The following is an 8,067-nucleotide window of genomic DNA, read 5'->3' as shown; positions in this document are numbered from 1 at the left end:
GGGTACGGGACACGCCTTAAATCTCCCGTTTGGCTCGGGCGGCACATCCATGTGCCTTCACGGTCCCGTACCCCCCACCCACCGGCCCCTCGATACGTGGTCGGTAGCCACGGTAAATGCCAAATGCCAAATCAACGACGATGTCGATCTGGGGTCATGCGTTACCGGATGTTGGTTGTTTCACGGCGATCGTCTGTCGACCGATCCCACCGGGGCTACGTGCTCTTGATCTTCGATGACCACCGACACGCTGTCGTGGCGGGTCGGGGTGGGCTGGAGGGGGCGTGAGCCGCATGGATGCGGCGATCGAGCTTACATGGACGTACTTGCAGCGTCCCCCGGAACGCCCATCCCGATCCGCCAACCCAGAGGACCGATGGCTACCCGCTGTTCGCCCAAATCCAACAGCAGCCGGGCAACGCCCGGCGACACGTAAACCCTGCAACCTCGGAAAACAAAAACGCCCGGCGCTAAGACCGGGCGTTCAGGGGGGTACGGCAACAAGCCGATTACGCAGCAGCGTTGTTCGCAGCGCGCAGGGCGGCGATGCGCTCTTCCAGCGGCGGGTGGCTCATGAACAGCTTCTTGGCCGAGGCACCGGCGATGCCGAAGGCGGCGATCTGGGTCGGCAGCGTGCTCTGGCCGTGGTTGAGCTTCAGGCGCTCCAGCGCGGCGATCATCTTCTGGCGACCGGCCAGATGCGCACCGCCGGCATCAGCGCGGAACTCGCGGTAGCGCGAGAACCACATGGCGATGATCGTGGCCAGCACGCCGAACACCATCTCCAGCACGAACACGATGATGTAGTAGGCAAAGCCGCGGCCGCCGCCCTCGCGGTTGCCCGACAGCGCCGAGTCGATCACCCCGCCCACCACGCGGGCCAGCACGAACACGAAGGTGTTCAACACGCCCTGCAGCAGTGCCATGGTGATCATGTCACCGTTGGCGACGTGTGCGATTTCGTGGCCCAGCACCGCTTCGGCCTCGTCTTCGCTCATGTTGTGCAGCAGGCCGGTGGAGACCGCCACCAGCGCGTTGTTGCGGTTGGCACCGGTTGCGAAGGCATTGATTTCCGGGCCGTCATAGACCGCTACTTCCGGCATGCCGATGCCGGCTTCGCGTGCCTGGCGCGCTACCGTGTCCAGCAGCCAGCGCTCGGTCGCATTGCGCGGTTCGGTGATCACCACCGCGCCCGTGGAGCGCTTGGCCATCCACTTGGAGATCAGCAGCGACACCAGCGAGCCGCCGAAGCCCAGCACCGCGCCGAACACCAGCAGGCCGCCCATCTGGCCGCGATTCACCCCAAGCAGATGCATCACCAGACTGGCGAGGATCAGCACCGCGAAGTTGGTCGCAAGGAAAAGGGTGAGTCGAGTAAACATGGGGAAAACGCTTCTATTGAAGGGTGATGAACGCAAATCTGCGGTGAGTTCCTGTTGAATTCAAGTCGCAACCTGACCGACGATTCATAGTTCATGTTCAACCATTCCTACCGCGGGCGCTTCGCCCCCTCGCCCACCGGCCCCCTGCACCCCGGCTCCCTGCTGGCGGCACTGGGCAGCTGGCTGCTGGCCCGGCATGCCCAGGGTGAATGGGGCGTGCGGATTGAGGACGTCGATCCTCCACGCACCGTGCCCGGGGCGATTGCCGGCCAGCTTGCCACGCTGGAAGCATTCGGCCTGCGCAGTGACTTCCCCGTCGTGCACCAGAGCCAACGCGATGCGCTCTATCAAGCGGCCATCGAGCAGCTGCTGGCGCAGGACCTGGCGTTTGCCTGCCACTGCAGCCGCAGCGAACTGGCCAGCCAGCACGGCGTCCACCACCACTGCGTCGCCCAGGCCGAGCGCGCCACCCCGGCCATCCGCCTGCGGGTCGCCCCCGGCAGCGTGGTCCGCTTCCAGGATGGCCTGCGCGGCGCGATCAGCCAGGACGTGTACGCCGAGGTGGGCGACTTCGTGCTGCGCCGGGCCGACGGGTGCTGGGCCTACCAACTGGCCGTGGTGGTGGACGACCACGACCAGGGCATCACCGACGTCGTGCGCGGGGCCGACCTGCTGGACTCCACGCCCCGCCAGATCCTGCTGCAACAGGCGCTGGGCCTGCCTACCCCACGCTACCTGCACCTGCCCCTGCTGCTGGACGCGCACGGCCGCAAGCTGTCCAAGTCCAGTGCGGCCACGCCTGTCGACGCCGCCAACCCGTTGCCCGCCCTGCAGCAGGCGTGGCGATGGCTGGGCCAGGATCCCGCCGCGCTGGCACCGTTTACCGACGTCGCCGAGTGGCTGCAGCATGCCGCCCGCCACTTCAAGCCCGAACGCTTGCCACCGCAGGACATCGCGATTGCACCGCTGGGCTGAATGACCGCCCATTTTGTGCGCTGATGTTGCAGAATCGGGATCCCCCCTTGTTGGCTGTGGCCATTCGGAGTAGCTGCTCATGACATCGCGCGTTGCCTTGGTTACCGGTGGTACCGGCGGGATCGGGTCTGCCATCTGCCAACGCCTGTGCGAACAGGGTCATCGGGTGGCCACCAACTACCGCGACGCCGCCAAGGCACTGGCGTGGCAGGAGCGCATGCGCGCACGCGGCTGCGAGGTCGCGATCTTCCCCGGTGACGTCTCCGACCCCGCCTCGGCTGAACAAATGGTGCAGGCGGTCGAGGCGGCCCTCGGCCCGGTCGAGATCCTGGTCAACAACGCCGGCATCACCCGGGACACCACCTTCCACCGCATGCGCGCTGACCAGTGGCATGACGTGATCAACACCAATCTCAACTCGGTGTTCAACGTCACCCGCCCGGTGATCGAAGGCATGCGCCGTCGCGGCTGGGGCCGGGTCATCCAGATCAGCTCGATCAACGGCCTCAAGGGCCAGTATGGCCAGGCCAACTACGCCGCCGCCAAGGCCGGCATGCACGGCTTCACCATCTCGCTGGCACGCGAGAACGCCGGCTTCGGCATCACCGTCAACACCATCTCGCCCGGTTACGTCGCCACCGACATGGTCATGGCCGTTCCCGAGGAAGTGCGTGCCAAGATCATCGCCGACATCCCCACCGGCCGCCTCGGCAAGCCCGAGGAAATCGCCTACGCCGTGAACTTCCTGGTCGCCGAAGAAGCCGCCTGGATCACCGGCTCCAACCTCGACATCAACGGCGGCCACCACATGGGGTGGTAACGGTTACAGAAACCGTACAACCCGCCAAAAGCAGCCGGGCAGAGCCCGGCTCTACGCCAACCATCTGGAGAAAAGCCCCCTTTTTGTTAAAGGGGGCGCGCCGAAGGCGCGGGGATAAGGTGGAATGCGCGGGCACCGCAGCAGGCGTTGCGGGAACCTCAAAATGCTGCACCCATGCTGCGCAGCATGAAGAACCAACGATAATTATACAAAGTAGGTTGCAACGCCTGCTGCGGTGCGCCATGCTTCGCGTCTACGTTGACGAGTGCTTGCTTCATGGCTGCGAACCGCATCATCAAGAAGTATCCGAACCGTCGTCTCTACGACACTGAGATTTCCAGCTACATCACCATCGAGGACGTGCGCCAGCTGATCCTGGACGGTGAGGACTTCGAAGTCCGCGACGCCAAGAGCGGCGACGACCTGACCCGTTCCGTGCTGCTGCAGATCATTGCCGACCAGGAACAGGACGGCGAGCCGATGCTCTCCACCCAGCTGCTGAGCCAGCTGATCCGCTTCTATGGCGATTCGCTGCAGGGCTTCATGGGCAACTACCTGGAGCGCAGCATGCAGGTCTTCCTGGACCAGCAGCAGCAGTTCCGCCAGCAGATGGGCAATCTGCTGGGCCAGACCCCGTGGGCGATGATGAACCAGCTCACCGAGCGCAATCTGGAGCTGTGGCAGGACTTCCAGCGCAACATGGGTGCCGGCTTCGGCGCGCGTCCGAACTCGCCGGGCACCAGCACCGGTACTGGCGCTGGCAAGCCGGAAGCGCCGGTCGGCAGCAAGACCCGCCGCTGATCCCAGCGCAAGGTCACACAAAAAAGGCGCGGCCCGCAGGCTGCGCCTTTTTGTTTGCCCGAAAAACCCGCCTCAGCGCTTGGGCTTGGCGCAGCTCGCGCAGACCCGCTCGACTTTGAAGCCCTTGGCGCGCAGTTTCTCGACCACGCCATCCTCGCCCAGCAGGTGCAGCGCGCCGACCACCACCAGGGTGCCCCCCTGCCCGGCCTGCAGCTGCTGCTGCAGCTTGGGCACCCACGCGTCGTTGCGCTCGGTGTTGATGCGCTTGTACAGCTGCGGGTACTGCGCGCGCATGTCCACCGCCATCTCGTTCCACAGCACCTTGTCGTCGCCACGCCGCCACGCGTCATGCAGCTTGCGGCTCAGCGCATCGGCCTGCTCGGCCTGGTCCAGCGCCTCGGCCACCATCTGCTGCTGCTCTTTGGTCGACATCTGCGCGAACACCGCGATCTGCGTGTCGATGGTCTCCAGGCCGCTGGTGGGCTTGCCGGCATCGGCCGCGCGCTTCATGAAGTGACGGTCCAGCCCGAGTTCGGGGTCCAGCCCCATGCGCGCCAGCTGACTCAGGGTGATGGTCAGGCCCACGAACCACGGCTTCATCCCCTGCAACTGCGCCAGCGGCATGTTGTTCGCGGCGGCGTAGGCCTGCAGCTTGGTCCAGGTGGGCGCGTCCAGATCACGGCGCAGCTCGCTGCCGTCGGTGCGCACCGCCGCCTGCATCATTTTGCTCACGAGATCAGGCGACTGCATGTCGGCCGGCGACAGCTCGAACATCAGCCGGTTCGAGGCGGCAAAGGCCTGGTCGACATCGGCGGACAACGGATAGTCGTCGGCGCGCAGCATGTGGAAGGAACCGAGCAGGTACACCCGGCTGTCGCCGGGACCGGTCACCTTCCACAGCAGCGGCACCGGTGGCGTTGCGCCCGCCTTGGCGGGCGGTGCGGCGCTGGCACTGCCGGCCAGCAGGCCCGCGCCGATCAGCAGGGAAAACAGCAGTCGCTTGAACAACATCAGGGAGCTCCTTGAGGACTGTGATACACCTGCTCACCCGCTTCCACGCGCAGGTCCAGCCGGTTTTCCGGCGGGGTCAACGGGCAGGTCGCATACGGGGTGAACGCGCAGGGCGGGTTGTAGGCGTGGTTGAAATCGATCAGCACCTGGCCTTGGGCATCCGGTGCCGACAGGTCCAGATAGCGGCCGGCAGGATAGCTGCCGTGGCCGCTGGTGCGGTCGCCGAAGATCACGAACAGCTCGCGCCCCGGCTCGCCCAGCGCTTCCAGACGGTAAGGCGTGCCGTCCTTCTCGAACTCCAGCGCACCGGCATTGGGCATGTCGGTGGTCAACCCAGTGATGTCGATGATCGGCAGGGTCTTGCCGGCCGCATGCGGCACGAAACGTGCGCGGATCTTCCACGCCGGACCGCCTTCCCAGTAGGTCAGGCCGGTAAACCCGGTGCGGGTGGGTGCGTCGGCATGTTTGACCCGCAGCGCAAACCGCTCGCCGCGATGGATCAGGCTCAACTGGCCCTTGCCGTCGTCAAACGCGATCTTGGTCGGCGTGGCGTCGCGGTCACTGTAGAAGCGGATGCGGCCGGTCAGCGGCTCGCCCTCCACGCTCATCGGCACGCCGCGCTCGGGGGTGAAGGTCACGCCATCGCCCTCGCGCGCCACCATGCCCAGCTTGTCCGGGCCCACCGCCAGGCGGATGCCACTGCCGGGACCGCTGCCGATGTAATGCGCCTTGTGCTCCAGCCAGTGCAGGCCGACCAGGCTGGTCCAACCGTCGGCGGCGTGCAGCTCGGTGTAGCGCTGCTGCCGCCACTGCTGCTGTTCGGCGGCGAAGGCCGGATCCACAGTCGCGGCGACCGGTGCCGCCTCCTTGTCGCTGCAGGCGGCCAGGCCCAGCGCCAGCGCGGCCGCTGCCATGCTGCGCCGCCAAGGACGCATCCCCATCAAACTGCTCCCCATCAAGTGGCTTCCCCTTTCAACGTCCACGCAGGAACCAGCGGTCGATCTCCGCCAGCGAAAAACGGGCCCAGGTCGGTCGGCCATGATTGCACTGACCGGACCGCTCGGTGATTTCCATGTCGCGCAGCAGTGCGTTCATTTCCGGCACGGTCAGGCGACGGTTGGCGCGCACCGCACCATGACAGGCCATGGTCGACAGCAGCTCGTCGCGCGCACTGGCGATGCGCCGGCTCTGGCCGTGTTCGCGCAGATCGGTCAGCACGTCGCGCAGCAGGCCTTCCGGTTCGGCATTGGCCAGCAGCGCGGGAATGCTGCGCACATGCAGCGACCCCGGACCGGAGCGGGTGATCTCGAAACCCAGCGCGGTCAGCGTTTCGGCTTCGCGCTCGGCGGTGTCGGCATCGCGCTCGCCCACCGCCAGGGTGATCGGCACCAGCAGCGGCTGCGCGTGCAGACCGATGCCATCGTGCGCGGTCTTCAGGCGCTCGTAGCCGATGCGCTCATGGGCGGCATGCATGTCGACCACGATCAAGCCTTCGGCGTTCTCGGCCAGGATGTAGATGCCGTGCAACTGGGCGATGGCATAGCCGAGCGGCGGCACACCGCTGTCGGCCGAGGTCACCGGCAGTCCGTTCTCGCTCGGCATCGGCGGCAACGCGGGTGCATCGCTGCCCTCAGGGCGTGCATACAGCGCCGCATAAGCTGAGGGCGCATCGGCCACACGCAGCCCCAACGGCGACTGCTGCGGCCGCCAGCTGCCCATCCCACCGCCGCCACTGCCACCTCCGGCCAGTGCATAGCCGGTGCCCGCCGCAGTACCCGCATACGCAGGCGCGGCAGACTCAAGGTGCGTGTCGCCGGCCGCTGCCGTCGCGGTCATGCCGGCGCGGGTCTCGGCCAGCGCTTCCTTCAGGGTGCGGTAGACGAAGTCGTGGATCAGGCGCGAATCGCGGAAACGCACTTCGTGCTTGGCCGGGTGCACGTTGACGTCTACGCGGGTCGGGTCCAGCTCCAGGAACAGCACGTAGGCCGGCTGGCGTCCATGGAAAAGCACATCGCCGTACGCCATCTTCACCGCATGGGCCACGCTGCGGTCACGCACCGCGCGGCCGTTGACGTAGAAATACTGCTGGTCCGTGCTGGCACGCGAATAATGCGGCTGAGCGATCCAGCCATGCAGTCGCAACCCTGCACCGCTGTGATCGACGCGCAGCGCCTGACCGGCGAAATCATCGCCCAGGGTTTCACCCAGGCGCGCATCCGAATACAGGTCGCCCGGCTTGTAGCGACGCGAGGGCTTGCCGTTGTGCGAGACGCGCAGCTCCACGTCCGGTCGCGCCAGCGCCAGCGAGCGCAACCACTCTTCGATATGGCCCAGCTCGGTGCGTTCGGCACGCAGGAACTTGCGCCGTGCCGGCACGTTGTAGAACAGCTCGCGCACTTCCACCGTCGTGCCGGGCGCATGCGCGCGCGGCGTCACCTGACCGACCTTGCCACCTTCGATCTGCAGCGCCGAGCCATGCTCGTCGCTGGCGCGGCGCGAAGCGAGCGTAAAGCGGCTGACCGACGCAATGGACGGCAGCGCTTCACCCCGAAAACCGAGCGTAGCCACCGCTTCCAGGTCGTCCAGGCTGGCGATCTTGCTGGTCGCGTGACGCGACACCGCCAGCGGCAGTTCTTCCGGCGCAATACCGCCGCCGTCGTCACGGATGCGGATCAGGCGCACCCCGCCTTCTTCCAGATCGATATCCACGCGGGTCGCCCCGGCATCCAGCGCGTTCTCCACCAGTTCCTTGACCACGGACGCAGGCCGTTCCACGACCTCGCCGGCAGCGATCTGGTTGATGAGGATTTCGGGTAACTGACGGATGCTCATGGTGTGATGATAGCGAAATCACCCATGTTGATTTGGGGTCATGCGTTACCGGATGTTGCGGATTTCACGGCCGTCGTCTGTCGACCGACGCTACCGGGCCGGTTCCGCGCGTGGTTTTGATCTTCGATGGCCACCGACGCACTGTCGTGGCGGGTCGGGGTGGGCTGGAGGGGGCGTGAGCCGCATGGATGCGGCGATCGAGCTTACAGGGACGTACTTGCAGCGTCCCCCGGAACGCCCATCCCG

General features: G+C 66.3%; 7 protein-coding genes. 3 read left to right on the top strand and 4 right to left on the bottom strand.

The genetic code is table 11. The features are described 5' to 3' along the window. Positions 1-509: 509 nt before the first annotated feature. The gene (gene htpX, locus QMX83_RS18495; RefSeq protein WP_282298104.1) at positions 510-1,382 is read right to left on the bottom strand and encodes a protease HtpX; all 873 of its coding nucleotides are present in this window, start codon (positions 1,380-1,382) and stop codon (positions 510-512) included. Between the two features lie 93 nt (positions 1,383-1,475). Here htpX and gluQRS point away from each other — a divergent pair, with 93 nt between their 5' ends. The 3 genes from gluQRS (at position 1,476) to phaR (ending at position 3,978) form a co-directional block, all read left to right on the top strand. Beyond that, positions 1,476-2,357: a tRNA glutamyl-Q(34) synthetase GluQRS gene (gluQRS, locus tag QMX83_RS18490; protein WP_282298103.1), complete on the top strand. Its 882-nt coding sequence runs from the start codon at positions 1,476-1,478 to the stop codon at positions 2,355-2,357. Between the two features lie 79 nt (positions 2,358-2,436). Continuing rightward, positions 2,437-3,177, top strand: a complete 741-nt coding sequence (locus tag QMX83_RS18485; RefSeq protein WP_282298102.1) for a beta-ketoacyl-ACP reductase — start codon at positions 2,437-2,439, stop codon at positions 3,175-3,177. Positions 3,178-3,453: 276 nt separating this feature from the next. Beyond that, positions 3,454-3,978 carry a polyhydroxyalkanoate synthesis repressor PhaR gene (phaR, locus tag QMX83_RS18480; protein WP_282298101.1) on the top strand — a complete coding sequence of 175 codons (525 nt, stop codon included), beginning with the start codon at positions 3,454-3,456 and terminating at the stop codon, positions 3,976-3,978. Between the two features lie 72 nt (positions 3,979-4,050). On the opposite strand, the gene QMX83_RS18475 is transcribed toward phaR, so the two are convergent. Genes QMX83_RS18475 through mutL form a run of 3 tightly spaced genes read right to left on the bottom strand, consistent with a single transcriptional unit; the run spans position 4,051 to position 7,821 of the window. Beyond that, positions 4,051-4,989 carry a TraB/GumN family protein gene (locus QMX83_RS18475; RefSeq protein WP_282298100.1) on the bottom strand — a complete coding sequence of 313 codons (939 nt, stop codon included), beginning with the start codon at positions 4,987-4,989 and terminating at the stop codon, positions 4,051-4,053. Beyond that, positions 4,989-5,924 (bottom strand): DUF1684 domain-containing protein, encoded by a 936-nt coding sequence (locus tag QMX83_RS18470; RefSeq protein WP_282298105.1) that lies wholly within the window; start codon positions 5,922-5,924, stop codon positions 4,989-4,991. Before QMX83_RS18470 ends, QMX83_RS18475 begins: the two co-directional genes overlap by 1 nt. A 37-nt stretch (positions 5,925-5,961) precedes the next feature. Further along, positions 5,962-7,821, bottom strand: coding sequence for a DNA mismatch repair endonuclease MutL (mutL, locus tag QMX83_RS18465; RefSeq protein ID WP_282298099.1), 1,860 nt, complete (start codon positions 7,819-7,821; stop codon positions 5,962-5,964). Positions 7,822-8,067: the final 246 nt, after the last annotated feature.

This window comes from Stenotrophomonas sp. PS02289 (assembly GCF_029960115.1).
Lineage (GTDB): Bacteria > Pseudomonadota > Gammaproteobacteria > Xanthomonadales > Xanthomonadaceae > Stenotrophomonas.
Note: the sequence above shows the minus strand (reverse complement) of the source record. Positions and strands in the feature narration are given on the sequence as shown.

Excerpts from the sequence above, each read along its gene's own strand:
- htpX (WP_282298104.1), bottom strand. The coding sequence starts at position 1,382 with ATGTTTACTCGACTCACCCTTTTCCTTGCGACCAACTTCGCGGTGCTG.
- gluQRS (WP_282298103.1), top strand. The coding sequence starts at position 1,476 with ATGTTCAACCATTCCTACCGCGGGCGCTTCGCCCCCTCGCCCACCGGC.
- QMX83_RS18485 (WP_282298102.1), top strand. The coding sequence starts at position 2,437 with ATGACATCGCGCGTTGCCTTGGTTACCGGTGGTACCGGCGGGATCGGG.
- phaR (WP_282298101.1), top strand. The coding sequence starts at position 3,454 with ATGGCTGCGAACCGCATCATCAAGAAGTATCCGAACCGTCGTCTCTAC.
- QMX83_RS18475 (WP_282298100.1), bottom strand. The coding sequence starts at position 4,989 with ATGTTGTTCAAGCGACTGCTGTTTTCCCTGCTGATCGGCGCGGGCCTG.
- QMX83_RS18470 (WP_282298105.1), bottom strand. The coding sequence starts at position 5,924 with ATGCGTCCTTGGCGGCGCAGCATGGCAGCGGCCGCGCTGGCGCTGGGC.
- mutL (WP_282298099.1), bottom strand. The coding sequence starts at position 7,821 with ATGAGCATCCGTCAGTTACCCGAAATCCTCATCAACCAGATCGCTGCC.